Annotated in this window: 1 protein-coding gene and 1 pseudogene; both read right to left on the minus strand. The window is 75.3% G+C overall.

Annotated elements, in window-relative coordinates:
* Nucleotides 1-367: pseudogene (locus ICW40_RS19055) on the minus strand (glycosyltransferase 87 family protein); the annotation flags it as partial.
* Between the two features lie 74 nt (nt 368-441).
* Nucleotides 442-978, minus strand: a complete 537-nt coding sequence (locus ICW40_RS19060; protein ID WP_221655567.1) for a DUF4190 domain-containing protein — start codon at nt 976-978, stop codon at nt 442-444.
* Nucleotides 979-1,083: the final 105 nt, after the last annotated feature.

Genomic DNA, 1,083 nt, shown 5'->3' on the forward strand with positions numbered 1-1,083 from the left:
CGACGGGTGGCGCGATCGGGAGCAGGGCGAGCAGGGTGAGCGGGGCGACGACGGCGTCCAGCCGGCCGAGGGCGACCGGGCCCAGCAGCAGGAGGAACGCGATCCACCACCACGCGGCGCGCAGGCCGCCGCGGCCCCGCCGCAGCAGCGCAGCCACGGCGACCGCGTCGAGCGCGGTGACGAGCAGGCACCACCCGAGCGCGTAGCCCGGGTTGGTCGTGGCGCCGAGCGCGGGCAGCAGCATGGGCAGCACGGCACCCGCGGGGTACACGGACGGCTCGTCGAGCACGGGCCAGCGGCCCTCGGTCAGGCCGACGTACATCCACCAGCGGTAGAGGTCGACGTCGTGGAAGGCCTCGCTCGGCACGAGGACGACGCCCAGGAGGGCGAGCCAGGCGTGGACCGCGGCGAACGCGGCCCAGACGGCGAGGCGGCGGCCGCTCAGCTGTAGGAGCTCGTGCCGATGGCGGCGAACATCGTGCCCCAGAACAGCAGGAAGGCCAGGCCGATGAGCACACCGAGGCCGATGCCGATCCAGCCGAGGATGACGCCCCACGTGGCGAGGCTCGAGCCCTCCTCGCCCGTGCGGGCGATCTCCTTCTTCGCCATCATCCCGGTGATGACGGCGACGATGGAGCCGACGAAGAAGAGCACCGTGAGCCCGCAGATGCCGGCGACCAGCGAGACCACGGCCATCGTGTTGTTCGGGCGCGTGGGCACGGGCGGGTAGCCGCCGTAGCCGGGCTGGTCGCCGTACGCGGTCGCGCCCTGCTGGTAGGGCTGCTGCTGATACGGCTGCTGCGGGTAGGGCTGCCCGGCCTGGCCGTAGCCGCCCGGGTACGGCTGCTGGCCGGCCTCCGCGTAGGGCTGCTGCTGGGGCGTGCCCTGCGCGTAGGGGCTCGGCGCGGGCTGCTGCGCGCCGGCGCTGCCGGCGGCGTCACCCTGCGACTCGCTGGGCGGGGGCGTGGGCTGGCTCATGGCTGCTCTCTCGGGTCGGACCGCTCGGCGTGCGCCGGCGGCTCGGCGCCGGCACGTCTGCGGCCAGCATGGCACCGCGCGCCGACGCCGCGGGCGTCGCGGGAC

This window comes from Actinotalea ferrariae (genome assembly GCF_019733465.1).
In the GTDB taxonomy this organism is placed as follows: domain Bacteria; phylum Actinomycetota; class Actinomycetes; order Actinomycetales; family Cellulomonadaceae; genus Actinotalea; species Actinotalea ferrariae_A.